This is a genomic window from Mycobacterium sp. ABE4_509 (genome assembly GCF_056160785.1).
This window is the reverse complement of record NZ_JBSWXU010000042.1, coordinates 1-24,106: the sequence shown is the minus strand read 5'-3', so window position 1 is coordinate 24,106 and position 24,106 is coordinate 1. Positions and strand designations below refer to the sequence as shown.

Sequence of the window (24,106 nt, the reverse complement as noted above, 5' to 3'; positions counted from 1 at the left end):
GCGGGGTGATGGCGCAGGGCATGTCAGCGGTGCGTGCCATGCTCGAAATGTGAGCTCAACCGGCGGATGTGACTGGGGCAGACCGGCCGGTCAATCCCGTTCCGGCTGGGCCGTGGTCGACGTCGAGACCTCGGGGTTCCGGCCCGGGCAGGCGCGCATCGTCAGTGTGGCGGCGCTGGCCCTCAGCGAGGACGGCAACGTCGAGAAGAGCCTGTACAGCCTGCTCGATCCCGGGGTCGACCCGGGCCCGACGCATGTCCACGGCCTGACCGCCGAGATGCTGGCGGGCCAACCGAGCTTCGGCGACATCGCACCCGACCTCGTCGAGGTGCTGCGCGGCCGCACGCTGGTCGCCCACAACGTCGGGTTCGACTACTCGTTTCTAGCCGCCGAAGCAGAGCTGGTGGACGTCGAACTGCCCACCGAGACGGTGATGTGCACCGTCGAGCTGGCCCGCCGGCTCGACCTGGGGCTGGCCAACCTGCGGCTGGAGACGGTGGCCGCGCACTGGGGGGTCAGCCAGATGCGGCCGCACGACGCGCTCGACGACGCCATGGTGCTCGCGCAGATCCTCAAACCCGCGCTGGTGCGGGCCGGGGAACGCAAGGTGTGGCTGCCGGTGCACCCCGTCACGCGCCGGACCTGGCCCAACGGGCGGGTCACCCACGATGAACTGCACCCGTTGAAGGTGCTGGCCGCGCGGCGACCGTGCCCGTACGCCAACCCGGGCCGGTTCGTTCCGCAGCGCCCGCTGGTGCAGGGCATGCGTGTCGGCCTGGCCGGCGTGGTCGGCCGAACGCACGAGGAACTCATCGAGCGCATCCTGCACGCCGGGCTGGCCTACACCGAGGTGGTCGACGCCCACACCTCGCTGATCGTCTGCGATGACACCGCACCCGGGCAGGGCAAGGGCTATCAGGCCAGCGGGCTCGGGGTGCCGCTGGTCGCCAGCACCGACTTCATGGGGTTACTGGACGCGGTGGTCGGTGGTGCCGGCATCGAGCCGTTCACCGACACCACCACCGCCGACGACCAGTTCACGCTCTTCTGAGCGGCCTCAGCCCAGCGCCTTGGCCTTCAGCGCGTCGAACTCGGCCTGCGTGATGGTGCCGGTCTCCAACAGGTTCTTGGCGTCGGCGATCTCCTGGGCCGGGGACCTGCCGGCGGCCTGCTTGATGTATTCGTCGGTGTCCTGCTTGGCCTGCATGGCCTGCTCGCGCGCCCGTTCGGCCATGCCCTTGCCGCGGGCGATCAGGTACACCAGCGCCGTCAGGTAGGGCAACAGGATCAGGAAGATCACCCAGATCGCCTTGATCCAGCCCGATGTCTTGTGGTCGCGCCAGAACATGTCGATCAGGATGTTGAACAAGATCATCAGGTACGCGATGAACGCGAAGATGACGATGGTGGTCCACAGGAAATCCCAGAAGGTATTCCACATGACGGCTGCTCCTTAACCGGCGGTGACGCTGTTTGCGCAGGCGCCAGTTAAACACGCCCCGGGGGGCCCGCCGCAATCGCACCGCAACGGTTGTGACGACGTTGTGATCGGCGTCATCGGCTGTTCAACCGGCCCTCAACCGGTCATTGAGCACCGCCGCCAACGATCGGCCGCCGGTGGCGAAGCCCTTGACCGGGAGGTGCGCGGCGGGGTGATAGAAGCCGAACCGGCCGCAGGCCTGCGCCAGCCGCACCTCGCCGTCCAGGTCGGCGCCGGGCCGGAAGACGATCCGGACATGCGACTTTCCGAAGAACCCGACCGGGGTGAACTCGGCGATGTCCGACCACCGGTAGTCGCGTCCGCTGTAGCCGAAGCCGTCGTCACGCAGCCGCAGCCCGTCGGTGGCCAGCGCGCGGACGGTGGCCACGAACACCATGCCGAACATCGCCAGCCCCGCCACCGCCAACAGCAGATAGAGCGGGTCGGCCAGGCCGGCCGCCGCGGCGCCGAGGAGCAACAACGCGGCCGTCACCCCGACGCTGGCGCCGGCCAGCTGGAACAGCCAGTGGGCACGCGCCAGCGGCAGAACGGAGGTGCTCACCGGCGCCGGGTCGGCTCAGCCCTGGGCGAGCCGCGCGGCGCGGTTGACTGCGGACACGACGGCCCGCAGCGATGCGGTGGTGATGGAGGTCGCGATGCCCACACCCCACACCGTCCGGCCACCGATCGAGGCCTCGACGTAGGCGGCGGCCTGGGCTTCCTCGCCCGAGGACATCGCATGCTCGGAGTAGTCCAGCACGTTGATGTCGAAGCCGACGGCTCCGAGCGCGTCGCAGAACGCGGCCAGCGGGCCGTTGCCGGCGCCGACGATCTCGCGTTCGACACCGTCGATCTTGACCACCGCGCTGACGGTGTCGGTGCCGCCGTCGACCTCCGCGGCGTCCACCCGCTGCTTGATCCGCTCCAGCGGCGTGATCGGCGCCAGGTACTCCTCGCGGAAGGCGTCCCACATCACCTTCGGCGACACCTCGCCGCCCTCCCCGCCTGGGCCTTCTGCGATCCTTTGGATCGCGCGGCTGAACTCGATCTGCAGCCGCCGGGGCAGCGCCAGCCCGTGATCGGCCTTCATGATGTAGGCGACGCCGCCCTTGCCGGACTGCGAGTTGACCCGGATGACGGCCTCGTAGGTGCGTCCGACGTCCTTCGGGTCGATCGGCAGGTACGGAACCTGCCACAGGATGTCCTCGACATCGGAGTCCTGCTCGTCGGCGGAGACCTTCATCGCGTCCAGGCCCTTGTTGATGGCGTCCTGATGGCTGCCCGAGAACGCGGTGTAGACCAGGTCGCCGCCGTAGGGGTGGCGTTCGTGGACGCCGAGCTGGTTGCAGTACTCGACGGTGCGGCGGATCTCGTCGATGTTGGAGAAGTCGATCTGCGGATCCACCCCGCGGCTGAACAGGTTCAGCCCCAGCGTCACCAGACACACGTTGCCGGTGCGCTCACCGTTTCCGAACAGGCAGCCCTCGATGCGGTCGGCGCCTGCGGCGTAGCCCAGTTCGGCGGCGGCCACGGCGGTGCCGCGGTCGTTGTGCGGGTGCAGGCTCAAGATGATCGAGTCGCGCGGTGCCAGGTGCCGGTTCATCCACTCGATCGAATCGGCGTAGACGTTGGGGGTGGCCATCTCGACGGTGGCGGGCAGGTTGACGATCAGCGGCCACTCCGGGGTGGGCGCGATGATCTCGGCCACCGCGTTGCACACGTCGACGGCGTACTCCAGCTCGGTGCCGGTGTAGGACTCCGGGGAGTACTCGAAACGCCACTTGGTGTCGGGGTACTTCTTGGCCTCCTCGACGCACATCCGGGCGCCCTCGGTGGCGATCTTCTTCACCTCGTCGCGGTCGGCCCGGAACACCACCCGGCGCTGCAGGATCGACGTCGAGTTGTAGAAGTGCACGATCGCGCGGGGCGCGCCCTCGCAGGCGGCGAAGGTGCGTGCGACCAGTTCGGGCCGGCACTGGGTGAGCACCTGGATCGTCACGTCGTCGGGGATCGCACCGTCGGCGATAATCTCGCGGACGAAGTCGAAGTCGGTCTGGCTGGCCGACGGGAAGCCGACCTCGATCTCCTTGTAACCCATCCGCACCAGCAGGTCGAACATGCGGCGCTTGCGGGCCGGGCTCATCGGGTCGATCAGCGCCTGGTTGCCGTCGCGCAGGTCCACCGCGCACCACATCGGTGCGGTGGCGATGGCCTTGTCGGGCCAGGTGCGGTCGGGCAGCCGGATGGGCTCGACCTCTTCGTCGAAGCTGCGGTAGCGGTTCACCGGCATCGCCGAGGCGCGCTGGGTGTTCCAGGCGGGCTGGCCGGGGTGGGGAGCACCGGCGGGGGTGCTGATGGTGCGTACCGACGCGAACGCGTCAGCGGAGTTGAAATTGGCCGGGTTGACGTTCTCGGTCATGATCTGCGCTCTCAGGGGGTCTGGGGGACTTCGACCGGCGCATCACCAAACACCCGCGACGGGAAGCCGGTCTGATCAGACCCCGTCGCGGCGTCCGAGAAGGAGCACCCGCTGCACGCGTGAAAGACTACCCCTGGTTGGTGCGGATGCCCAAACCCGCCCGGCGGCCTGCTGGTCACACCTGGGAGTCGGGGAACGCGATCACCGACAGGAACCGGATCGGCACCTCGACGAGGTCGACGGGCCCGTGCGCGCCCTCACCGTCGAGCTGCAGCGAATCACCGGGATGCAGCCGGTACACCGTGCGGCTGTGGCTGTAGTCCATGACCCCTTCGAGCATGTAGATGAACTCGGTGCCCGGGTGCTGGAACAGCGGGTAGGTCTGGCTCTTCTCCGACAGCGTGACGTGCAGGCATTCCAGCCGTTTGTGCTCGCCGCGCAGCGAGCCCAGCAGCTGGTAGTCATGGCCTTCCCGGGTGCCTTCGCGCACGATGCGCGCTCCGGCGCCCGACTTGGTGAACGCGGCCGGCCGCTCGACGTCGGCGCCGCGGAACAGGCTGGTCACCGGCACGTCGAAGCCCTTGGCGAGCAGGGCGAGGGTGGACAGGCTGCACGAGGTCTGCGCGTTCTCGATCTTGCTCATCATCGCCTTGGAGATGCCGACCCGGGCCGCCGTCTCGGCCACCGTCAGACCCTGCTGCAGCCGCAGTTGGCGCACGTTGTGCCCGATCGCCGACTCGATCTCGAGTTCTTCGACGGGTTCGGCGGGGTTGCGGTCGCGGGCGGTGCCGGATCTGTTGCGGAGCAACGAATCGGATTCTGCGCGCAGCAGCGGGACGTGATCGTCGGCGTGAGGGTCAGGCGGGGCCACAAGACTCCTGTCTAGCGCATTTCTCCTGCGCCGACGTAGGGGTAGGGGGTCTTGAGCGGGTCGCCCTCGGCGAACCGGGAGAACCGGAAGTCCGATTCGGGGATGCGCGGATCGGTGCTGCGGCCGTCGACGACGAGGTCAGCGACCAGCCGGCCGACCGCCGGGGCGATCTTGAACCCGTGACCGCTGAAGCCCGCGGCGACCACCAACCCGTCGAGCGGCGCGACGGAGATGACCGGGTTGAAGTCGGGGGTGACGTCGTAGCAGCCGGCGTAACTGCTCGAGATGGCGGCGTCGGTGAAGCCGGGGAACCGGGTGCCGACCTTGTCGACGGTGACGTCGACGAACGCCTCGGTGGCCCGGTTGAGGTAGCTGTCCGGGTCGGCCTGCTCCAGCTCGGCGAGGTCGCTGTTGCCGAACAGGATCTCGCCGCCGACCTCGGGGCGCACGTACTGCAGCGACACCAGGTCGGAGAACACCGGGAGCCGGCCGACGACCGCACTGCCGATGCCCGGGTCGATCATGACGATCTGTTCACGCGCGACGGTGATGGGGACCTCGAGGCCGTACGGCGCCAGGAACGGCTGCGTCCACACCCCGGTGGCGACGACCACGGTGCCGGCCGAGATCTCGCCGCCGTCGGCCAGCCGGACACCGGTGACCCGCTCGCCGTCGACCAGCAGGCCACTGACCGGGGTGCCCTGCCGGACCCGCACCCCGGCCGCCCGCGCCGACGTCGAGAACGCCTGCGCGGTCTGGTAGGCGTCGCCGTAGCCGCCGCGGGCCTCCCAGCCGAACGCGGCGAACGGGCTCAGGTCGGCGTACGGCCACAGCCGGGCCACCTCGGTGCGGTCGATCTCCTCGGTGTCGACGCCGACCCGGCGCTGCGCGGCCAGGCTCTTGCGCAGCGAGTCCACATTGGGTTCGCCGACCCCGACGACATACCCGGTCTGGCGGAAACCGATGTCAGTCGCCTGATCGCCCAGAAAGGCCTGAGGGTTCTCGAAGACCTCCAGGCCGGTGGCGGCCATCGCGGCCAGCGAACTGACTCCGTAGTGGCAGCGCACCACACCGGAGGACTTGCCGGTCATCCCGGAGCCGACGGTGCTGCGTTCGGCGACCACGACGTCGGTGACGCCGCGCCGGCTCAACGCCCATGCCGCGGCGCACCCTTCGATTCCGCCGCCGATGATGACGACGTCGGCGGTGTCGCTCACAGGCCGTTCCGGCCGGGAATCCAGTCAGTGCCGGCCAGCGGAACCCGGGCCATCGCCGCGGCCTCGATGTTGACCGCGACGAGGTCGTCGGGCTCGAGGTGGCAGACGTGGGCCTTGCCGCAGGCCCGGGCGATGGTCTGGGCCTCCATGGTCAGCACCCGCAGGTAGTTGGCCAGCCGGTGTCCGCCGGCCACCGGGTCCAGCCGGGCGGCCAGTTCGGGGTCCTGGGTGCTGATCCCGGCCGGGTCGTTGCCGTCCTGGTAGTCGTCGTAGAAACCCGCTGCGCTGCCGATCTTCTCGTAGTCGGCCGCGTAGCGGGGGTGGTTGTCGCCGAGGGCGATGAGCGCTGCGGTGCCGATGGCGACCGCGTCGGCGCCCAGCGCCAGCGCCTTGGCGACGTCGGCGCCGTTGCGGATGCCGCCGGACACGATGAGCTGCACACCCTTGCGGTCCGGTGCGCCGCTGGCGGCGGTGCGGTGCACGCCGAGTTCCTGCAGGGCCTGTACCGCCTGCGGGATCGCGGCCAGTGTCGGGATGCCGACGTGTTCGATGAACACCTCCTGGGTGGCCGCGGTGCCGCCCTGCATGCCGTCGACGACGACGACGTCGGCGCCCGCGTGCACGGCGAGTTTGACGTCGTAGTAGGTGCGCGAGGCGCCGACCTTGACGTAGATCGGCTTCTCCCAGTCGGTGATCTCGCGCAGTTCGTTGATCTTGATGGTCAGATCGTCGGGGCCGGTCCAGTCGGGGTGCCGGCACGCCGAACGCTGATCGATGCCCTGGGGCAGTGTCCGCATCGCCGCGACACGCTCGGAGATCTTCTGGCCCAACAGCATTCCGCCGCCGCCGGGCTTGGCGCCCTGGCCCAGCACGACCTCGATGGCGTCGGCCTTGCGCAGGTCGTCGGGGTTCATGCCGTACCGCGACGGCAGGTACTGGTAGACGAGATGCTTGCTCTGCCCGCGTTCCTCGGGGGTCATCCCGCCGTCACCGGTGGTGGTCGAGGTGCCGACCTCGCTGGCCCCGCGTCCGAGCGCCTCCTTGGCCGGACCGGACAGCGCGCCGAAGCTCATCCCGGCGATGGTGACCGGGATGTCCAGGTGTAGAGGGTGTTTGGCGAACCGGTCGCCGAGCACGACGTCGGTGGCGCAGCGTTCGCGGTAGCCCTCCAGCGGGTAGCGCGACATCGACGCGCCCAGGAACAGCAGGTCGTCGAAATGGGGGAGGGCGCGTTTGGCGCCCCAGCCGCGGATGTCGTAGATGCCGGTGTCGGCGGCCCGCTGGATGGCCGCGATGGTGGTCCGGTCGAAGGTGGCGGATTCGCGCAGTCCCAGCCGGGCACGCGAGTCGGGGTTCTCAGGCGTCATCTCAGTAGGCACTCGTGTTCTCGACGTGGAAGTGGTAGAGCGAACGGGCCGACCCGTAGCGGGTGTAGGCCGCGGTGTCGTCGTCGCCGAACCCGGCCGCCTTGAGCAGTTCGCCGAGCTCGCGATGATGTTCGGGCTCCATCGGTTTGGCGACGCAGTCGGCCCCGAGTGAGGCGACCTCGCCGCGCACGTAGATCCGCGCCTCGTAGATCGAGTCGCCCAGCGCCTCGCCGGCGTCGCCGCGCACCACCAGGCGACCGGCCTGGGCCATGAACGCGCTCATGTGCCCGACGTCGCCGCCGACGACGATGTCGACGCCCTTCATCGAGATCCCGCACCGGGCCGCGGCGTTGCCGTCGACCACCAGCAGGCCGCCGTGCGCGGTGGCACCCGCGGACTGCGAGGCATTTCCGGTGACCCGGACCGAGCCGCTCATCATGTTCTCCGCGACGCCGGTTCCGGCGTTGCCGTTGATGACGACGTCGGCGCGCTGGTTCATGCCCGCGGCGTAGTAGCCGACGTGGCCTTCGACCGTCACCGTCACCGGTGCGTCGAGGCCGACCGCGACGTTGTGCGCGCCCGCGGGATGCTCGATGACGAACTCTCCGGTCAGGTCCGGTGCGTGCAGCGCCGTGTTGACCTCACGCAACGCGGCGGTGCGCAGGTCGAAATGCGTTGCGCTGGTGGCCACCGGCGCGGTCATCTGCTCCATGCGTACACGACCTCCGGTTCGGGCTCCCAGATGCGGGCTCCTCCGACGCCGGGCAGGCCGGCCAGCGCCCGGTATTCGCTGCCCATCGCGACCCAGTCGTCGGTCTCGGCGATCACGGCGGGTTTGCAGGCGATCGCGTCGCGGACCACGGCGAAGGAGTCCCGGTTGGACACCAGCAGTGTGTAGAAGCCGTCGAATGTGGTGCACAGCGCCTTCAGCGCGGTTTCGACGTTGCGGCCCTCGGCAAGCTGCTTGGCGATGAACCGGGCGCCGACCTCGGTGTCGTTCTCGCTGTCGAAGGAGATTCCCGCGCAGCGTAGTTCGCGCCGGATGGTGGCGTGGTTGGCGAACGACCCGTTGTGCACCATGCACTGGCTCGGGCCGACCGCATAGGGGTGGCAGCCTGCCGGGGTCACGGCCGACTCGGTGGCCATCCGGGTGTGCCCGACGCCCTGCCAGCCCTGGGCCTTGGCCAGGCCCCAGCCGTCGGTGAGGGTGCGCGGGTGGCCGACGCCCTTGAGGACGGCCATGTCGGCACCGAACCCCGCGATCAGCGCGTTCGGATAGACCGAGCGCACCGCGGCGAGCAGGGTCTCGGAGTCGGCGGCCGACGACAGCAGGTGGCTGGACTCGACCGCGACACCGCCGACGTCGGTGCCCAGCTCGGCCGCGACGGCCGCGGTGACCGCGCCGATGTCCGCGCTCGAGCCGGTGGGCAGCTCGGCGATCGACACGCAGCCCTGTCCGGGCGGCGCCCAGGTCGGATCGCCGTAGACGGCCACCCCCGCCGAGTCGCTGCCGCGCTCGCCCATCTCGCACAGCATGCCGGTGAGCAGCTCCCCGAGCTGGGGGTGCAGTTCAGGGTTGCGCAGATGCAGCCCGACGATCCCGCACATGTGTTGTCTCCCTCCTCAGAACGCCGTGAGGTAGGAGTCGATCTCCCACGGGCTGACCGCACCGTGGTAGGAGAAAAACTCCTCGCGTTTGACGTTGGCGAAGTAGCCGGCGACCCCGTCACCGGCCGCGTCGAGCACCCCGGTGACCACCGGGTCGGCCTCGAACTCGTCGACCGCGTGCAGCAGCGTCGGAGGCAGTGCCTTGGTGGCGTTGCCGCCGCCGACCGGTCCCGGGTCGGTGCTGCGCTTGACGCCGTCGATGCCGGCGCCGAGCGCCGCGGCGATCGCGAGGTAGGGGTTGGCCGAGCCGTCGCCGCCGCGCAGTTCGATGCGCTCGGCGTCGGGCACCCGGATGTAGTGGGTGCGGTCGTTGCCGCCGTAGGTGGGCAGCCGCGGCGCCCAGGATGCCCCGGAGGCGGTGGAGGTGGCGCCGGTGCGCTTGTAGGAGTTGACCGTCGGCGCGACGACGGCCTGCAGCGCGCAGGCGTGGTCGAGGATGCCGCCGATGAAGCCGTAGGCGGTCTCGGAGAGTCCCAGGCCGCGGGCGTCGTTCTCATCGGTGGGGAACACCGGATTGCCGCCGCTGGTCAGTGACAGGTGCAGGTGCAGGCCGCTGCCGGTCTTGTCGGCGAACGGCTTGGGCATGAAGGTCGCGATCATGCCGCGCTCCGCGGCGATCATCGACAGCAGGTAGCGCAGGGTGATGACCCGGTCGGCGGTGGTCAGCGCCTCGGCGAACTTGAAGTTCTGCTCGAACTGACCGTTGCCGTCCTCGTGGTCGTTGGCGTAGTTGGACCAGCCGAGCTGGTTCATCGCGGTGGACACCGCGGTCAGGTGCTCGAACATGCGGGTGACGCCGCGTGCGTCGTAGCACGGCTGGGCGGCGGTGTCGGCGGAGTCGGCGACCGACACGCTGCCGTCGTCGTTGCGGCGCAGCAGGAAGTACTCGACCTCGGCCCCGACCCAGGGCTCGAACCCGGCGTCGGCGCACTGCTCGATGAGCGACTTGAGGATCACCCGCGGGGCGTAGGGCCACGGCTTGCCGTCGACGTGGGGGTCGCAGTGCACGATCGCCAGGCCGTCCTTGATGAACGGGATCGGGGTGAACGACGCCGGGTCGGGCAGGGCCATCAGGTCGGGGTCCTTGGGTTCCTGGCCCATGGCGCCGACGGCGTAGCCGGCGAACCCGACGCCCTCGGTCTCGAGCAGGTCGACGGCCTCGACCGGCACCAGCTTGGCGCAGGGTTTCCCGCGCAGGTCGACGAACAGTGCGAGGATGAATTTCGTTCCCGATTGCGTGCACAACTGCGCCAGTGTGGCGGGGTCTTGCGGCATGTCGACCACCCTTTGTCTCTTGTTGTGAATCACAGTATCACTGAGGGAAACCTGCTGCAGTGTGAGTGCCCACCCAGCGGGGTGGACAGATCGGGCGGCGTGCGGGGTGGCTACCGCGCCCAGTTCAGCACGATGTCGCGCAGCGGCAATCGCCGGCGGGGTTGGCTGTCGCGCTCGACGATCTCGGGTGCGGCCTGCGCGTAGTCGCCGAGTCGGCCGACGGCGATCACCATCAGTGGACGCAGTTCGCCGGGCAGGCCGAACGCCCGGGCGGCGCCCTCGGTGTCGAAGCCGGCCATCGGGTGCACGATCAGCCCCCGGGACACCGCCTCGACAGACAGGTTGGCCAGCGCCGCTCCGGCGTCCACGGCGGCGTAACGCCGGGTGCGCTCGTCCTCGCCGTCATCGGCGCACAGCAGGATCAGCGCGCTGGCCGCCAGCGCGTAGCTGTTGCCTCGCCGAAGCAGGCCGGCAAGTGTGGCGAACACCTCGTCTCCGCGTGAGCCGACCACGAAACGGACGGGTTGACGCTTGCCCCAGGTGGGTGCCCACCGGGCCGCCTCCAGCAGCGCGGCCAACTCCTCTTCGCCCAGTTCGGCGGTCGGATCGAAGGCCCGCGGCGACCACCGGGCGGCGATGGCGGGATGGACCTGAACCGAGGTGTCGGCCAACCGATCGGGGGGTGCGTCAGCCACCGGACCGACGGTACCGGCCGCTACCGGTGGTGGAAAAGCAGGTGCGGGCAGCCTCTATCCTTTATGGGATCTCCCCCGAACCCAGAAAGGTTTTCTCGTGGCGCTCGTCGTACAGAAGTACGGCGGATCCTCGGTCGCAGACGCCGATCGCATCCGCCGTGTGGCCGAGCGCATCGTCGAGACGAAGAAGGCCGGCAACGACGTTGTCGTGGTCGTCTCGGCGATGGGCGACACCACCGACGAGCTGCTCGACCTCGCCAAGCAGGTGTCGCCGGCCCCGCCGGCCCGTGAACTGGACATGCTGCTCACCGCCGGCGAGCGCATCTCCAACGCCCTGGTGGCGATGGCGATCGAATCCCTCGGTGCGCAGGCCCGTTCCTTCACCGGCTCACAGGCCGGCGTGATCACCACCGGCACGCACGGCAACGCCAAGATCATCGACGTCACCCCCAGCCGGCTGCGCGACGCGCTCGACGACGGCCAGATCGTGCTGGTCGCCGGGTTCCAGGGGGTCAGCCAGGACACCCGCGACGTCACCACGCTCGGCCGCGGCGGATCCGACACCACCGCGGTGGCGGTCGCAGCCGCGCTGAAGGCCGACGTCTGCGAGATCTACACCGACGTCGACGGCGTCTTCACCGCCGACCCGCGCATCGTGTCCGACGCCCGCCGCCTGGACACCGTCTCCTTCGAGGAGATGCTGGAGATGGCGGCCGCCGGTGCCAAGGTGCTGATGCTGCGCTGCGTCGAGTACGCGCGCCGCTTCGACCTGCCCATCCACGTCCGGTCGTCGTACACCGACAGGCCGGGCACCATCGTCAAAGGATCGATCGAGGACATCCCCATGGAAGACGCCATCCTGACCGGAGTCGCCCACGACCGCAGCGAGGCCAAGGTGACCGTCGTCGGGCTGCCCGACATCCCGGGCTATGCGGCGCGGGTGTTCCGCGCGGTCGCCGACGCCGACGTCAACATCGACATGGTGCTGCAGAACATCTCCAAGGTGGAGGACGGCAAGACCGACGTCACGTTCACCTGTTCCCGGGAGAGCGGACCGGGTGCGGTGGCCAAGCTGACGGCGCTGCAGGACGAGATCGGGTTCACCCGGGTGCTCTACGACGACCACATCGGCAAGGTGTCGCTGATCGGTGCCGGCATGCGGTCGCACCCCGGGGTCACCGCCACCTTCTGTGAGGCGCTGGCCGAGGCCGGCATCAACATCGAGCTGATCTCGACCTCCGAGATCCGGATCTCGGTGCTGATCAAGGATGCCGAGCTGGACCGCGCCGTCGCTGCGCTGCACGAGGCCTTCGGGCTCGGCGGCGACGAGGAGGCGGTCGTCTACGCCGGGACGGGGCGGTAGGCATGGGGCGAGCGAAGCGACGGGATGTCTGACATGGGGCGAGCGAAGCGACGGGACGTCTGACATGGTGTCGATAGGTGTGGTCGGCGCGACCGGCCAGGTCGGCCAGGTGATGCGGACCCTGCTGGCAGAGCGGAAGTTCCCGGCCGACGAGGTGCGGTTCTTCGCCTCGGCGCGGTCGGCCGGCAAGACCCTGGAGTTCGACGGCCGCCTCATCGAGGTCGAGGATTCCGAGACCGCCGACCCCGCCGGGCTGGACATCGCGCTGTTCTCCGCGGGGGCGACCATGTCGCGGGTGCAGGCCCCGCGGTTCGCCGCCGCGGGCGCGGTGGTGGTCGACAACTCCTCGGCGTGGCGCAAGGACCCCGATGTGCCGCTGGTGGTCAGCGAGGTCAACTTCGACAGGGATGTCGCCGACCGGGTCCGGTCTCTGCCCAAAGGCATCATCGCGAACCCGAACTGCACCACCATGGCCGCCATGCCGGTGCTCAAGCCGCTGCACGACGAGGCCGGGCTGGTCCGGATGATCGCCTCGACGTACCAGGCGGTCTCCGGCAGCGGGCTGGCCGGGGTGGAGGAGCTCTTCGGTCAGGTCGACGCGACGGTCGAGAAGAGCCGCGAGTTGGTCCACCAGGGCACCGCGGTGGACTTCCCGGAGCCGGCCAAGTACGTCGCGCCGATCGCGTTCAACGTGGTCCCGCTGGCCGGGGCGCTGGTCGACGACGGCTCCGGTGAGACCGACGAGGACCAGAAGCTGCGCAACGAGACCCGCAAGATCCTGGGCATCCCGGACCTCGCGGTGTCCGGCACCTGTGTGCGGGTCCCGGTGTACACCGGGCATTCGCTGTCGATGAATGTCGAGTTCGCCGAACCGCTCTCGGTGCAGCGGGCGCAGGAGCTGCTCGCCGGCGCCGCGGGCGTGTCGCTGGTGGACGTGCCGACGCCGCTGGCCGCCGCCGGGGTGGACGACTCCCTGGTCGGCCGGATCCGCCAGGACCCGGGCGTCCCCGACGGGCGCGGACTGGCGCTGTTCGTCTCCGGTGACAACCTGCGCAAGGGCGCGGCGCTGAACACCATCCAGATCGCCGAACTGCTCGCCGCGCAGCTCTGACCCAGCCCGCGACCCTTGCGCCGAAATCGCATTCCAGCAGGGGTGCTCTCGGCATTTCTCTGCTGGAATGCCATTTCGGCGGGACCTGAGGCGGGGGCGACTCCGGTGGAGCCACCGCCGCTGCTGCCGGGGCAGGTCGTGCGGATCGGGCCTGCCGCCGGGACCGGAACCCCGACCGCCGACTACGGGATCGGCGCGACGGACCTGTGCGAGTTCATGGAGTTCCCCAGCGGCATCCTGCAGGTCTGCGGGGACAGCTTCGCCGGCCAGGGGGTGGGCTACGGCGGCTGGTACTCGCCGATCGCGCTGCACGTGGTGGGTGATTCGCTCGACGACCCCGGCGGGGTGCGCTATGACGGGGTGACCGGCGTGGCCACTCCGCTGCTGGCCGAACCGGCGCTGCCGGGTGTATCGCAGCTGCCGGCCGGTGTGATCGAGATCAACCGCGAGAACTACATGCTGGTGACCACCGCCGAGGAGCTGCGCCCGCAGGCCTCGAGGCTGGTGAAAGCTCTTCCCGGCCAGGGGAACTGGCCGACAGTCGCGGGCTCCGAACGGCCCGCGGACTATGCGCGGGGCCGCCAGACCCAGATCAGCGGCTACTACGACCCGATCCCCACGGCCGATTCCGAACGCGGCTTCGTCTACATCGTGGCCAACAACTTCGACCGCAGCGGTCCGGTGGTGCTCTACCGCGCCAGTCCGCAGACCTTCACCGACCGAGCGACCTGGCAGGGCTGGACGGGAACCGGATGGGGTGGTGAGCCCGCCCCGCTGTGGGACGACATGGTGGGCGAGATGAGCATCCGCCAACTCGACGGGCGCACCGTGCTGTCGTACTTCAACGCCACTACCGGCAACATGGAGGTCCGGGTCGCCAACGACCCCACCGGGCTGAGTACCGCGCCGGTCACGACGGTCGTCGTCGCCGCGCCGTGGCCCGACCCGGTGGAGGTGCTGCCCCCGCCGCAGGACAACCGGCTGGCCCAGCCCTATGGCGGCTACATCTCGCCGAGCTCGACCCTGGACGCGGTGCGGGTGTTCGTCAGCCAGTGGAACACCGCCCCGCGGGGTGGGACCCCCTACCGGGTCATCCAATTCGCGGTGAACCCGCTCAAACCCTGACGTGGGCGCTCATAGCCGATTCACAGCGCAGACCCATTCACCACTGGGAATCGCGGCGCAGGATCGATCCCATGAGCGAAACGACCCCGCCTCCCGAATCCGCCGAGCCCGCCACCGGACCCGTGATGGCACCGCCGCCCCCGCCGCCGGCGCAGCCCGATCCGCCGGTGTACCAGCCGCCGGTGCCGCCGCCGGCTCCCGAGTCCAACCGGCTCAACAAGGTCGCGGCCTGGGTGGGCATCGTCGCCGGTTCGGTGATCATCGTCGCGGTGGTCTTCGGCACCGGCTTCTTCGTCGGCAAGGAGGTCGGCGAAGGCCCGGCCGGCTACGACCGCGGCCATCACATGGTGATGAGCCCCGCCTCGCCGATGTTCCCGACGGGGCCCCGTGGCGGCGACTTCGAACGAGGCCCGGGCTTCCCCGGACCGTTCGGTCCCGGCGGTCCCGGCGGTCAGGGTGGCCCCGGCGGGCAGGGCGGCCCGGGCAGCGGGCCGACACCGCCGCGTCCGTAGAAATTGAGCACCGCCGCCGGGTTAGGTTCCACTGCTTCGCGGGGTACCCGCCCCGACAGGACGTGACCGCGGCACAGCCCCGAGAGCCGCGGCGCCTCGAAGAGAAGAGGGAACATGGCTGAGAATTACGCGACGAATGACGGCGGCGCACCCATCCCGAGCGTCGAACACTCGCTGACCGTCGGTTCCGACGGGCCCATCCTGCTGCAGGACCACTACCTGATCGAGCAGATGGCCAACTTCAACCGGGAGCGCATCCCGGAACGTCAGCCGCACGCCAAGGGCGGCGGTGCGTTCGGCCAGTTCGAGGTGACCCAGGACGTCAGCGCCTACACCAAGGCCGCGTTCCTGCAGCCGGGCGCCAAGACCGAGATGGTGGCCCGGTTCTCGACGGTGGCCGGCGAGCGGGGCAGCCCAGACACCTGGCGCGACCCGCGCGGTTTCGCGCTGAAGTTCTACACCGACGAGGGAAACTTCGACATGGTCGGCAACAACACCCCGGTGTTCTTCATCCGCGACCCGATGAAGTTCCAGAACTTCATCCGCAGCCAGAAGCGCATGCAGGCCAACAACCTGCGCGACCATCACATGCAGTGGGACTTCTGGACGCTGTCGCCGGAGTCGGCACACCAGGTCACCTGGTTGATGGGCGACCGCGGCATCCCGAAGACCTGGCGGCACATGAACGGCTACTCCAGCCACACCTACAGCTGGCTCAACGACAAAGACGAGATGTTCTGGGTCAAGTACCACTTCAAGGCCGACCAGGGCATCGACTTCCTCACCCAGGAGGACGCCGACCAGATGGCCGGTGAGGACGCCGACTACCACCAGCGCGACCTGTACGACTCGATCGAGGACGGCAACTTCCCCAGCTGGACGCTGCACGTGCAGATCATGCCGTTCGAGGACGCCAAGACCTATCGGATCAACCCGTTCGACCTGACCAAGGTGTGGCCGCACAGCGACTACCCGCTGCACGAAGTCGGCAAGATGACGCTGAACCGCAACGTCACCGACTACCACGCCGAGATCGAGCAGGCGGCGTTCGAGCCGAACAACATCGTGCCCGGCACCGGGCTGAGCCCGGACAAGATGCTGCTGGCCCGCGGCTTCTCCTACGCCGACGCCCACCGCGCCCGGCTCGGGGTCAACTACAAGCAGATTCCGGTGAACGAGCCGCACACCGAGGTGCGCGCGTACAGCAAGGACGGCGCGATGCGTATCCGCAACGCGACCGACCCGGTGTACACGCCGAACTCGATGGGCGGTCCGGAGGCCGACCCCAAGCGGGCCTCCGAGGTGCACTGGGCCGCCGACGGAGAGATGGTGCGCACCGCCTACGCGCTGCGCCAGGACGACGACGACTTCGGGCAGGCCGGCACGATGGTACGCGAGGTGCTCGACGACGAAGCTCGGGAACGGTTGGCGCACAACATCATCGGCCACGTGTCAGACGGTGTGAAGGAGCCGGTGCTGTCCCGGGTGTTCGAGTACTGGCGCAATGTCGACGCCGAACTCGGCAAGAAGGTCGAGGAAGGTGTGCGCAACGGGGGCTAGGTTGCGGCAGCTTCCGAGTCGAGTGCGGCCATGTGCGCGGCGGGGTAGCGGTCGCCGGCCACCCGATCGGCCGGCACCGCGTCCTCGATTCCGGCCAGTTGTTCCTCGGTGAGGTGTACCTGGGTGGCGCCGAGCGCTTCGGTCAGCCGGGAGCGCGACCTGGCTCCGATGAGAGCGACGACGTCGGTGCCGCGGGCGCCCACCCAGGCGATCGCGGCCTGCGCGGCGGTCACGCCGATATCGTCGGCGACGTCGCGCAGGGCCCGCGCCAGCGCGAGGTTGCGGTCCAGGTTCCCGTCGGCGAACCGCGGGCTCATCGACCGGGAGTCCCCCTCCTGTGCAGTGGCTTTCGACCAGCGGCCACCCAGGAGGCCGCGGGACAGCACGCCGTAGGCGGTGACGCCGACGCCGAGCTCACGGCAGGTCGCCAGGATGTCGCGTTCGATTCCGCGGGACATCAAGGAGTACTCGATCTGCAGATCGTCGATCGGCCGGACGGCGGCTGCCCGCCGGATGGTGTGCGACCCGACCTCGGAGAGTCCGATGTGCCTGACATAGCCCATGTCGACCAACTCGCCGATCGCCCCGACGGTGTCCTCGATGGGGACCTCCGGGTCGAGCCGGGCGGGACGGTAGACGTCGATGTGGTCGACGCCGAGCCGCTGTAGCGAGTAGGTGGCGGCCGCCTTCACCGAGGCGGGGCGCGCGTCGTAGCCGACCCATGCGCCGTCCGGGCCTAGCTGGGCGCCGAACTTCACGCTCAGTTGGTAGGAGTCTCGGTTCCGTGAGCGCAGCGCTTCGGCCAACAGCAGTTCGTTGTGTCCCATGCCGTAGAAGTCGCCGGTGTCCAGCAGTGCGATGCCGGCATCGAGCGCGGCGTGCACGGTGGCGATGCTCTCGGATCGATCGGCGGTGCCGTAGACACCCGACATTGCCATGCAGCCCAACCCGAGCGCGGAGGTGTGCAGTGATCCCAGTTTCTTGGTGTGCATCACCCCAGTCTTGGTCGTTGCCCGGTCTGCGACCACGGTGCGTTGAGCCTGGGACTGGGAGTCTCTGCCTACCGCCGGCCATCGGCGGGACAATCAAGGGGTGGACCGTGCCGCCCTTGCCGACTTCCTCCGGCGCCGCCGAGATGCGATCAGACCGGCCGAGGTCGGGCTGCCCGCCGGCGCCCGGCGGCGCACCGCAGGGCTGCGGCGCGAAGAGGTGGCCCAGCTGACGGGGATGTCGACCGACTACTACGGCCGGCTCGAGCAGGGACGCAGCACCCAGCCGTCGCCGCAGATGGTGCGGGCACTGGCCCGCACGCTGCGATTGTCCGACGATGAAACCGACCACCTGTACCGGCTGGCAGGCCACTCTGTGCCGGATCGGGTCGTATCCGCGACGCATGTGCGGCCCGCATTGATGTTCGTACTGGATCAGATGAACGATGCCGCCGCGTTCGCCTGTTCCGACACCGACATCGTGCTGGCGCAGAACGCGCTGGCCAGGGTGCTGATGGGCGATCGGGTCGCCGCGCCGGAGGCGGGCCTGCGGGCCAGCCTCAGCTACCGGTGGTTCACCGAACCCGGCGCCCGCGACCTCGCGCCGGTGGCCGATCACGACCAGCACAGCCGGACGATGGTGGCCGATCTGCGGGCGGCCTGGGCCCGTAGACGCGACGACGACGACATGCGAGAACTCGTCGACACGCTGCTTCGGCAGAGCCGCGAGTTCGCGGAGTTGTGGGCGCGCCACGAGGTCGCGGTCCGCAGATCCCAACGCAAGACGTTCCGGACGGCGGTGGGGCCCATCACGTTGGACTGCGAGGTCCTGGAAACAACTGACGGTCAGCGGTTGGTGGTGCTGACCCCGCCGCCGGGATCCAGCGCGCTGCAGGACCTGCGGTTACTCAGGGTTGTCGGACAAACCTGACCGCGGTGCTTGACTCTCTCCCTGGGGGAGGCCGCACCGTCGAGTCATGACAGTGCACGAGAACCGACACGCACCCGTTTCACGGCAGGAGTTGCCGGCCCCGGTCCAGACGTACCTGACCGCACACGCCGGCGGCGACACGCTCACCACACTCACGGTGTTCGCCGACGACGCCGTGGTCACCGACGAGGGTCATGACCACTGCGGCCGCGCGGCGATCGAGGCCTGGCTGAGCACGTCGGCCGTCGAATACACCTACACCACGGAGTTCACCGGCGCGACCATCGCGGGTGCGGGCTCCGTCGACGTCGTCCAGCGTTTGGTGGGCGACTTCCCCGGCGGCGTCGCCGACCTGCACTACCGGTTCACCCTCGAAGACGACCGGATCAGCCGGCTGGTGATCGAGCCGTGACGCGACGCTGGTTCATCACCGGCGGCACGCCAGGCGGATTCGGGATCGCACTCGCCGAAGCCGCCCTCGAGACCGGGGACCGGGTGGTGCTCACCGCTCGCCGGCCCGCCGAGCTGCAGGCGTGGTCCGCCGGCCACGGCGACCGTGCGCACGTCGTCGAGCTCGACGTCACCGACGCCGCCCAGGTCACGAGCGCGGTCGGGGCTGCAGAAGAGCATTTCGGCGGCATCGACGTGCTGGTCAACAACGCCGGCCGCGGCTGGTACGGGTCGATCGAAGGCATGGACGAGACACGGGTCCGGGAGATGTTCGAACTGAACCTCTTCGCGGTACTCACCGTCACGAGAACGCTATTGCCGGGAATGCGTGCCCGGGGCAGCGGATGGATCATCAACATGTCCTCCGCGGCGGGGCTGCACGCCGTGCCCGGATTCGGCTACTACAGCGCCACCAAGTCGGCCCTCGAGGCGGTGACGGTGATCCTGCGCGACGAGGTTGCGCCGCTTGGCATCCAGGTGATGGCCGTCGAGCCCGGAGCGTTCCGCACCCGGGCCTATGCCGGCTTCGCCGGTCAGCCGATCACCGAGTCCATCCCCGACTACCACCGGCTGCTGGAACGGATCCGCGCGGCGATGATCGAGCAGGACGGCACGCAGCCCGGCGACCCGCATCGCGGAGCCCGCGCGGTGATCGCCGCGATAGCCCAACAGCCCCCGCCCGGCAGGCTGGTGCTGGGCGGTGACGCCTTCGACGACGTGGTCGCGGCGCTGAAACGGACGCTGGCCGGTATCCGGACCAACGAATCGCTCTCGCGCGGTGCCGATTTCCCCATGGCAGTGGTGCCTGAACTCAACTCGACAACAGGAGATGACGCTGAATTTCACCGCAGCTCAACCCCAGCCGACGGTGGTCCTGGTCCACGGGGCGTTCGCGGACTCGTCGAGTTGGAACGGGGTGGTCGAACGACTCGCCGCCGCCGGGCACCCGGTGATCGCCGCGGCGAACCCGCTGCGTGGACTGGGCGCGGACGCGGCCTACCTTCGGAGCCTGCTGGACAGCGTGGCGGGACCGATCGTGCTGGCCGGACACTCCTACGGCGGGCCGGTGATGAGTGAGGCCGCCGACGGTCATCCGAATGTCAAACCACTGGTGTACATAGCCAGCTTCCTGCTCGAGGAGGGGGAGAGCACTGCACTGGAGGAGCCGGCCAGCCGGGCCGCCTGGAAGGGGATTCCGTCCTGGAACATGGTGACGACCCAGGATCTGGCCATCCCACCGGAATCGATGCGCTTCATGGGTCACCGGGCGCAGTCGCACACCGTGGAGGTGGCGGCCTCCCACGCGGTGACCGTGTCCCGGCCCGACGTCGTGGCCGATCTCATCTGCACCGCGGCAGGCGTCACCGCACGCTGAGCTCGCCGCCGTTCAGAGCGGGGCGAGATGGAAAACCGGCCAGCCGATCTCGGTGCGCCAGCTCGACGGTTCGGTGGTGTCGCGCGGGCCCACCACGTAGGTCTCGTAGATCGGCCCGTCAACGGCCAACGCGTGGGCCACCACCCACGCTCCCAGATGGCCGTAGGTGACGTCGATGTCGTCGTGCGGCCCGGGGTGGACCGCGACGGCGAGCTCGATCGCAGGCAGGTCGAGCACCTCGATACGACCGAAAGCCCGAGGGGTCCGCACCGGCCGAAAGACGGCGAAATCCCCGCCACCGTGGGTGAACAGGTCGTTGGAGTACCGGCCTCCGGGTGCTCCGGTGCGTTCCTGCGGGGGGAATCCGTCGTCCAGTTCGGCCATCGCGGCGTCGTACCAGCGCAGCGATTCGTCTAGCTGGACCTGCCCCTGGATCCCCACAACGGTGCGCGCGGGCAGCGATCGCAGTTCCACCTCGACCTCGGCGGGGTCCGGCCGCAGCAGCCGGTTCAGCGATACGACGGCCTTGCGTGTGCGGTCCAGCTCGTCCTCCAAGCGGCGCAGATGGCCTGCCACCACATCGGCACGCCGTTGCAGGTCGTCTGCTGCGAGGATCGATTCGATGTCGGCCAGCGGAACGTCGAGCTGGCGCAGCTGGTGGATGACCTGCGCGGTGGGGATCTGTGCGGGCCCGTAGTACCGGTAGCCGGTCGACGGGTCCACCGTGTCCGGCTCGAGGAGCTTGGCGGCGTGGTACCGGCGCAGTGTGCGCACGCTCAGCCGGGTCAAGGTGGCGAACTCGCCGATCGTCAGGCCGGAGCGCATGGTCGATGTCCTCCTTGTTGACCCTCTCCCCGGGAGAGGTCACACAGTGCTCGCAGATCCCAATGCTACAAGCACTTTTCGTGGAAGGAGCACAGTGCCGACACCGATGTGGCGACCATGATGATCGCCGAGAAAGCGGCCGACGTGATCCGCCGGGCTCAGCGCTGACCCTGCCCGGGGTAGGGAAGCAGCGCCATCTCGCGTGCGGTCTTGATGGCCAGTGCGACCTGGCGCTGCTGCTGGACCGTGACCCCGGTGACGGTGCGTGAGCGGATCTTGCCGCGCTCGGAGATGAACTGCCGCAGCGTGGCGGTGTCCTTGTAGTCGACACGCTCGATTCCCAGGCTGGCCAACAGGTTCCGGCGCTTCTTCGGTGCGGGCGCCTCGCGCCGCCTGGCCTTCACCAGCTGGCCTTGCTGACGCCGGGCAGCTGGCCCTCGTGGGCCAGTTCACGCATTCGCACCCGGGAGAGCCCGAACTTGCGGAGATGGCCGCGGGGCCGGCCGTCGACGGCGTCGCGGTTGCGCACCCGCACCGGGCTCGCGTCGCGGGGCTGGCGATTCAGTTCCGCCTGCGCGGCGGTGCGGGCCTGCGGTGTGCTGCGCGGTGAGCGGATGATCTCCTTGAGTTCGGCGCGGCGCTCGGCGTAGCGCGCCACGGTCGCGCGGCGCCGTTCGTTGGCGGCGATCTTGGATTTCTTGGCCATCAGCGCTCCTCGCGGAAGTCGACGTGCTTGCGGATCACGGGGTCGTACTTGCGCAGCACGATCCGGTCGGGATCGTTGCGGCGGTTCTTGCGGGTTATGTAGGTGTAGCCGGTGCCCGCCGTGGAGCGCAGCTTGACCAGCGGGCGGATATCGTTGCGTGCCATCAGATCTTCTCTCCGTTGCGGCGTAGCCGGGCCACCACGGCTTCGATGCCGTCGCGGTCGATGACCTTGATGCCCTTGGCGCTGACCCGCAGGGTGACCCGGCGGTCTTCGGAGGGCAGGTAGTAGGTCTTGCGCTGGATGTTGGGGTTCCAGCGGCGGCGGGTGCGCCGATGGGAATGCGACACCGTGTTACCGAAGCCGGGGGAGCGGCCGGTCACCTGGCAGTGGGCAGACACATCGCACCTCCTTATTGGAAATCGTTTTCGACAAAGGCTGTGGGCGACTGTAGCGTGAACACCCCAGTAATGAAAATCGCTGCCGATAGAGGAGGGTTGATGCGAACCCCGGTCGTCATCGTCGCGGGACAGGACCACACCGACGAGGCCGCCGACGCGCTGGTCGCCCAACCAGGTACCGCTCTGGTGGAACACCGCTTCGACGGACACGTCGTGCACCGGCGCACGACGATGGTCCAAAACGGTGTCACGGTGGGCGCAGACAGTGTTCTGGAGCTGAGCAACTGCTGCGTGTCCTGCACCGTGCGGGGCGACCTGCTCGACCACCTGAGCCGGCTGCACCGTCGTCCCGACGTCGGACGTGTCGTCGTGCGACTCGGCCCCTGGACCGAGCCCGAGCACGTCTGCTACGCCATCACGCACTCCGCCACCGCCCGCGACGTCGTTCTGTCCGGGGTGGTCACCACCGTCGACCCGGCAATCTGGCTGAGCCAGGCGACCGGTGAGGACGAACTCGACGACGGCCGGACCGTGGCCGCGGTGCTCGTCGGACAGGTCGAGTTCGCCGATGTCGTGGTGGTGACGGATCCGGACCCCGATACGCTGGCCGTCGCTCGCCGGCTGGCGCCGAGAGCCCGGCTCACCGTCGGCACCGAGCGACTCTGCCTTGCGCTGTCGCATCTGGAGCCCGACGCCCGGCTCGGCCGCAGCGACAGCCCGCACGGGTCGCTCCTGGCCGGCCAGCCACCGCTGGAACCCCACGGGCGGGTGCGGCTCGTGGAGTTCCGCGCCCGCCGGCCGTTCCACCCGCAACGGCTGCACGCTGCAGTGGACCTGTTGTTGGACGGGGTCGTACGCAGCAGGGGGCGGCTGTGGCTGGCCAGCCGGCCCGACCGGGTCATGTGGCTGGAAACGGCCGGTGCTGGAATGCGCGTCACGCAGGCGGGAAGGTGGCTGGCGGCCATGACACCCCGGGAGGTCGCCTACATCTGTCCGGAGCGGCGTGCGATGGCCGACCTAATCTGGCACCCCCGTACCGGCGACCGGCACACCTCGATGACCGCGCTGGTCTGCGGAGCCGACGCGGACGAGATCCTGGCCGGGCTGCGCGGGGCGCTGCTCACCGACGACGAGATGGCACACCCCGAGTCCTGGCAGGGCTATCCGGACCCGTTCGGCGACTGGCACCTCGACGAGCTTCTTTCCTGATCGGCCCGATCCCGGCGGCTGGCATGATCGGTGCCATGAGCATCGACGTCGTCTACACCGCAGAATCCACCGCCACCGGCGGCGGCCGCGACGGTCAGGTGAAGTCCGCCGACGGCAAGATCGACCTCGACACCCGTCCACCCACCGAGATGGGCGGCAGCGGGGAGGGGGTCAACCCCGAACTGCTGTTCTCGGCGGGTTACGCCGCCTGCTTCCTCGGCGCGCTGCGCCTGGTCGCCAGGAACGAGAAGATCGAGTTGGACGAGGCCAGCGGTGTCACCGCGCGGGTGGGCATCGGCACCGTCGTCGGAGACGACGAAACAGGCAAGGGTGAGGACGGCGGCTTCGGGCTGACCGTCGAGCTGATCGGCTATCTTCCGGGTCTGGAGCAGGGGGTGGCCGACGACCTGATGGGCAAGGCCGATCAGGTGTGCCCGTACTCGAAGGCCACCCGCGGCAACATCGCCGCGACGCTCGTGGCCAGGGGCTGACGTGCGCGGGTCCAGCGTGTTCGCCGGGGCGGCCGCCGCCGTCGGGCTGGCGCTGTCGCTGCTGGCC

Annotated in this window: 27 protein-coding genes and 1 pseudogene; 12 read left to right on the top strand and 16 right to left on the bottom strand. The window is 69.4% G+C overall.

The genetic code is table 11. The features are described 5' to 3' along the window. Positions 1-49 precede the first annotated feature (49 nt). Positions 50-1,051 (top strand): DEDDh family exonuclease, encoded by a 1,002-nt coding sequence (locus tag ACXAID_RS11760; RefSeq protein WP_475022386.1) that lies wholly within the window; start codon positions 50-52, stop codon positions 1,049-1,051. Between the two features lie 6 nt (positions 1,052-1,057). On the opposite strand, the gene ACXAID_RS11755 is transcribed toward ACXAID_RS11760, so the two are convergent. From ACXAID_RS11755 to ACXAID_RS11710, 10 genes are all read right to left on the bottom strand, one after another. Next, the gene (locus ACXAID_RS11755) at positions 1,058-1,441 is read right to left on the bottom strand and encodes a hypothetical protein (protein ID WP_475022385.1); all 384 of its coding nucleotides are present in this window, start codon (positions 1,439-1,441) and stop codon (positions 1,058-1,060) included. A gap of 124 nt (positions 1,442-1,565) precedes the next feature. Further along, a complete protein-coding gene (locus tag ACXAID_RS11750) occupies positions 1,566-2,042 on the bottom strand; it encodes a hypothetical protein (RefSeq protein ID WP_475022384.1) in 477 nt (158 codons plus the stop codon). Between the two features lie 15 nt (positions 2,043-2,057). Beyond that, positions 2,058-3,899, bottom strand: a complete 1,842-nt coding sequence (gene leuA, locus ACXAID_RS11745) for a 2-isopropylmalate synthase (protein ID WP_475022383.1) — start codon at positions 3,897-3,899, stop codon at positions 2,058-2,060. Between the two features lie 175 nt (positions 3,900-4,074). Then, on the bottom strand, positions 4,075-4,731 hold the full coding sequence (locus ACXAID_RS11740) for a helix-turn-helix domain-containing protein (RefSeq protein WP_475022401.1): 657 nt from the start codon (positions 4,729-4,731) through the stop codon (positions 4,075-4,077). Between the two features lie 50 nt (positions 4,732-4,781). Continuing rightward, positions 4,782-5,987 carry an NAD(P)/FAD-dependent oxidoreductase gene (locus tag ACXAID_RS11735; RefSeq protein ID WP_475022382.1) on the bottom strand — a complete coding sequence of 402 codons (1,206 nt, stop codon included), beginning with the start codon at positions 5,985-5,987 and terminating at the stop codon, positions 4,782-4,784. Continuing rightward, the gene (locus ACXAID_RS11730) at positions 5,984-7,354 is read right to left on the bottom strand and encodes an FMN-binding glutamate synthase family protein (protein WP_475022381.1); all 1,371 of its coding nucleotides are present in this window, start codon (positions 7,352-7,354) and stop codon (positions 5,984-5,986) included. The genes ACXAID_RS11735 and ACXAID_RS11730 overlap by 4 nt, the downstream gene beginning before the upstream one ends. A gap of 1 nt (position 7,355) precedes the next feature. Beyond that, the gene (locus tag ACXAID_RS11725; RefSeq protein WP_475022380.1) at positions 7,356-8,066 is read right to left on the bottom strand and encodes a protein glxC; all 711 of its coding nucleotides are present in this window, start codon (positions 8,064-8,066) and stop codon (positions 7,356-7,358) included. Next, positions 8,054-8,962 carry a class II glutamine amidotransferase domain-containing protein gene (locus ACXAID_RS11720; RefSeq protein WP_475022379.1) on the bottom strand — a complete coding sequence of 303 codons (909 nt, stop codon included), beginning with the start codon at positions 8,960-8,962 and terminating at the stop codon, positions 8,054-8,056. Before ACXAID_RS11720 ends, ACXAID_RS11725 begins: the two co-directional genes overlap by 13 nt. A gap of 15 nt (positions 8,963-8,977) precedes the next feature. Further along, positions 8,978-10,297 (bottom strand): type III glutamate--ammonia ligase, encoded by a 1,320-nt coding sequence (gene glnT / locus ACXAID_RS11715; protein ID WP_475022378.1) that lies wholly within the window; start codon positions 10,295-10,297, stop codon positions 8,978-8,980. 110 nt (positions 10,298-10,407) lie between these two features. Beyond that, complete coding sequence (locus ACXAID_RS11710; protein ID WP_475022377.1) at positions 10,408-10,992, bottom strand: nitroreductase family protein; 585 nt, start codon at positions 10,990-10,992, stop codon at positions 10,408-10,410. A 97-nt stretch (positions 10,993-11,089) separates the two neighbouring features. Between ACXAID_RS11710 and ACXAID_RS11705 the strand changes: the two genes are divergently transcribed. The 5 genes from ACXAID_RS11705 to ACXAID_RS11685 all read left to right on the top strand — a co-directional run bounded on the left by ACXAID_RS11705 (position 11,090) and on the right by ACXAID_RS11685 (position 16,663). Continuing rightward, positions 11,090-12,355, top strand: coding sequence for an aspartate kinase (locus tag ACXAID_RS11705; protein ID WP_475022376.1), 1,266 nt, complete (start codon positions 11,090-11,092; stop codon positions 12,353-12,355). Positions 12,356-12,419: 64 nt separating this feature from the next. Beyond that, a complete protein-coding gene (locus ACXAID_RS11700) occupies positions 12,420-13,466 on the top strand; it encodes an aspartate-semialdehyde dehydrogenase (RefSeq protein ID WP_475022375.1) in 1,047 nt (348 codons plus the stop codon). Between the two features lie 72 nt (positions 13,467-13,538). After that, positions 13,539-14,591 (top strand): DUF4185 domain-containing protein, encoded by a 1,053-nt coding sequence (locus ACXAID_RS11695; protein ID WP_475022400.1) that lies wholly within the window; start codon positions 13,539-13,541, stop codon positions 14,589-14,591. A gap of 71 nt (positions 14,592-14,662) precedes the next feature. Continuing rightward, on the top strand, positions 14,663-15,103 hold the full coding sequence (locus ACXAID_RS11690; protein WP_475022374.1) for a hypothetical protein: 441 nt from the start codon (positions 14,663-14,665) through the stop codon (positions 15,101-15,103). Between the two features lie 114 nt (positions 15,104-15,217). After that, positions 15,218-16,663, top strand: coding sequence for a catalase (locus ACXAID_RS11685; RefSeq protein WP_475022373.1), 1,446 nt, complete (start codon positions 15,218-15,220; stop codon positions 16,661-16,663). Here the strand turns inward: ACXAID_RS11685 and ACXAID_RS11680 are convergent. Then, positions 16,660-17,655: an aldo/keto reductase gene (locus tag ACXAID_RS11680; protein WP_475022372.1), complete on the bottom strand. Its 996-nt coding sequence runs from the start codon at positions 17,653-17,655 to the stop codon at positions 16,660-16,662. The genes ACXAID_RS11685 and ACXAID_RS11680 overlap by 4 nt on opposite strands. 100 nt (positions 17,656-17,755) lie before the next feature. Here ACXAID_RS11680 and ACXAID_RS11675 point away from each other — a divergent pair, with 100 nt between their 5' ends. From ACXAID_RS11675 to ACXAID_RS11660, 4 genes and pseudogenes are all read left to right on the top strand, one after another. Next, entirely contained in the window at positions 17,756-18,583 is an 828-nt protein-coding gene (locus ACXAID_RS11675; RefSeq protein WP_475022371.1) for a helix-turn-helix transcriptional regulator, read from the top strand. A 46-nt stretch (positions 18,584-18,629) separates the two neighbouring features. Beyond that, positions 18,630-18,995: a nuclear transport factor 2 family protein gene (locus ACXAID_RS11670; RefSeq protein ID WP_475022370.1), complete on the top strand. Its 366-nt coding sequence runs from the start codon at positions 18,630-18,632 to the stop codon at positions 18,993-18,995. Then, positions 18,992-19,825 (top strand): annotated as a pseudogene (locus tag ACXAID_RS11665) (SDR family NAD(P)-dependent oxidoreductase); the annotation flags it as partial. The gene ACXAID_RS11670 and the pseudogene ACXAID_RS11665, both read left to right, overlap by 4 nt. Positions 19,826-19,862: 37 nt before the next feature. Further along, complete coding sequence (locus ACXAID_RS11660; protein ID WP_475022369.1) at positions 19,863-20,408, top strand: alpha/beta fold hydrolase; 546 nt, start codon at positions 19,863-19,865, stop codon at positions 20,406-20,408. 12 nt (positions 20,409-20,420) lie between these two features. On the opposite strand, the gene ACXAID_RS11655 is transcribed toward ACXAID_RS11660, so the two are convergent. The 5 genes from ACXAID_RS11655 to rpmB form a co-directional block, all read right to left on the bottom strand. After that, positions 20,421-21,233 (bottom strand): MerR family transcriptional regulator, encoded by an 813-nt coding sequence (locus ACXAID_RS11655; protein WP_475022368.1) that lies wholly within the window; start codon positions 21,231-21,233, stop codon positions 20,421-20,423. 158 nt (positions 21,234-21,391) lie between these two features. After that, entirely contained in the window at positions 21,392-21,637 is a 246-nt protein-coding gene (gene rpsR / locus ACXAID_RS11650) for a 30S ribosomal protein S18 (RefSeq protein ID WP_475022367.1), read from the bottom strand. Further along, positions 21,634-21,939 (bottom strand): 30S ribosomal protein S14, encoded by a 306-nt coding sequence (gene rpsN, locus ACXAID_RS11645; RefSeq protein WP_475022366.1) that lies wholly within the window; start codon positions 21,937-21,939, stop codon positions 21,634-21,636. Before rpsN ends, rpsR begins: the two co-directional genes overlap by 4 nt. Beyond that, positions 21,939-22,103, bottom strand: coding sequence for a 50S ribosomal protein L33 (rpmG, locus tag ACXAID_RS11640; RefSeq protein WP_475022365.1), 165 nt, complete (start codon positions 22,101-22,103; stop codon positions 21,939-21,941). The genes rpsN and rpmG overlap by 1 nt, the downstream gene beginning before the upstream one ends. Next, positions 22,103-22,339 (bottom strand): 50S ribosomal protein L28, encoded by a 237-nt coding sequence (rpmB, locus tag ACXAID_RS11635; protein WP_475022364.1) that lies wholly within the window; start codon positions 22,337-22,339, stop codon positions 22,103-22,105. Before rpmB ends, rpmG begins: the two co-directional genes overlap by 1 nt. Before the next feature lie 99 nt (positions 22,340-22,438). Here rpmB and mrf point away from each other — a divergent pair, with 99 nt between their 5' ends. Together mrf and ACXAID_RS11625 are read left to right on the top strand one after the other, a co-directional pair. After that, the gene (gene mrf, locus ACXAID_RS11630) at positions 22,439-23,548 is read left to right on the top strand and encodes a ribosome hibernation factor-recruiting GTPase MRF (RefSeq protein ID WP_475022363.1); all 1,110 of its coding nucleotides are present in this window, start codon (positions 22,439-22,441) and stop codon (positions 23,546-23,548) included. Positions 23,549-23,583: 35 nt separating this feature from the next. Continuing rightward, complete coding sequence (locus tag ACXAID_RS11625) at positions 23,584-24,039, top strand: organic hydroperoxide resistance protein (RefSeq protein ID WP_475022362.1); 456 nt, start codon at positions 23,584-23,586, stop codon at positions 24,037-24,039. The last annotated feature ends 67 nt before the right edge of the window (positions 24,040-24,106 follow it).

Bases quoted from the DNA above. Each gene is read 5' to 3' on its own strand.
- ACXAID_RS11755 (WP_475022385.1), bottom strand. From the start codon at position 1,441: ATGTGGAATACCTTCTGGGATTTCCTGTGGACCACCATCGTCATCTTC.
- leuA (WP_475022383.1), bottom strand. From the start codon at position 3,899: ATGACCGAGAACGTCAACCCGGCCAATTTCAACTCCGCTGACGCGTTC.
- ACXAID_RS11730 (WP_475022381.1), bottom strand. From the start codon at position 7,354: ATGACGCCTGAGAACCCCGACTCGCGTGCCCGGCTGGGACTGCGCGAA.
- ACXAID_RS11725 (WP_475022380.1), bottom strand. From the start codon at position 8,066: ATGGAGCAGATGACCGCGCCGGTGGCCACCAGCGCAACGCATTTCGAC.
- ACXAID_RS11720 (WP_475022379.1), bottom strand. From the start codon at position 8,962: ATGTGCGGGATCGTCGGGCTGCATCTGCGCAACCCTGAACTGCACCCC.
- glnT (WP_475022378.1), bottom strand. From the start codon at position 10,297: ATGCCGCAAGACCCCGCCACACTGGCGCAGTTGTGCACGCAATCGGGA.
- ACXAID_RS11700 (WP_475022375.1), top strand. From the start codon at position 12,420: ATGGTGTCGATAGGTGTGGTCGGCGCGACCGGCCAGGTCGGCCAGGTG.
- ACXAID_RS11690 (WP_475022374.1), top strand. From the start codon at position 14,663: ATGAGCGAAACGACCCCGCCTCCCGAATCCGCCGAGCCCGCCACCGGA.
- ACXAID_RS11685 (WP_475022373.1), top strand. From the start codon at position 15,218: ATGGCTGAGAATTACGCGACGAATGACGGCGGCGCACCCATCCCGAGC.
- ACXAID_RS11680 (WP_475022372.1), bottom strand. From the start codon at position 17,655: ATGCACACCAAGAAACTGGGATCACTGCACACCTCCGCGCTCGGGTTG.
- ACXAID_RS11670 (WP_475022370.1), top strand. From the start codon at position 18,630: ATGACAGTGCACGAGAACCGACACGCACCCGTTTCACGGCAGGAGTTG.
- ACXAID_RS11660 (WP_475022369.1), top strand. From the start codon at position 19,863: ATGACGCTGAATTTCACCGCAGCTCAACCCCAGCCGACGGTGGTCCTG.
- ACXAID_RS11655 (WP_475022368.1), bottom strand. From the start codon at position 21,233: ATGCGCTCCGGCCTGACGATCGGCGAGTTCGCCACCTTGACCCGGCTG.
- rpsN (WP_475022366.1), bottom strand. From the start codon at position 21,939: ATGGCCAAGAAATCCAAGATCGCCGCCAACGAACGGCGCCGCGCGACC.
- rpmG (WP_475022365.1), bottom strand. From the start codon at position 22,103: ATGGCACGCAACGATATCCGCCCGCTGGTCAAGCTGCGCTCCACGGCG.
- mrf (WP_475022363.1), top strand. From the start codon at position 22,439: ATGCGAACCCCGGTCGTCATCGTCGCGGGACAGGACCACACCGACGAG.
- ACXAID_RS11625 (WP_475022362.1), top strand. From the start codon at position 23,584: ATGAGCATCGACGTCGTCTACACCGCAGAATCCACCGCCACCGGCGGC.